Raw genomic sequence first — 453 nt, 5'->3', positions numbered from 1 at the left:
GGAGATGAATTTCGGTTTGGCGTAGCCAAACATTTGGTTTTCCTATTTATTTCGCCTCTGATATAATCAGTCTTATAAGAGGGGAATTTTGGTATAACAATGAAAGTAGATAATAATCTTGTAGTGTTCAGGTTGTGTGATCACCGTCATAGCTTATGGAAAATGAAGCGGAAAATGAGGTGAATGGATATGCTAAAGCAGAATAAGGCGTATAAATTTCGTCTGTACCCAACAGAAGAACAAGCACATCTCATACGAAAAACATTCGGGTGTGTACGTTTTGTGTATAACAAAATGTTAGCTGAACGAAAAGAAGTATATGAAAAATATAAAGAGAACAAGGAAGAACTAAAGAAAGAAAAATCCCCTACTCCTGCAAAATATAAGACAGAGTATGAATGGTTGAAAGAAGTTGATTCATTGGCATTGGCCAACGCGCAATTAAACTTGCAA

General features: G+C 35.8%; 1 protein-coding gene. It reads left to right on the top strand.

Features of this window, described 5'->3' with window-relative positions:
• Nucleotides 1-189 precede the first annotated feature (189 nt).
• Nucleotides 190-453 (top strand): helix-turn-helix domain-containing protein (locus tag GFJ36_RS18305; protein ID WP_157349701.1); only part of this gene is annotated, 264 nt, incomplete at its 3' end.

Source organism: Bacillus sp. EE-W1 (assembly GCF_009760835.1).
Classification (GTDB): domain Bacteria; phylum Bacillota; class Bacilli; order Bacillales; family Bacillaceae_G; genus Bacillus_A; species Bacillus_A wiedmannii.
This window is presented reverse-complemented; position numbering and strand designations above follow the sequence as displayed.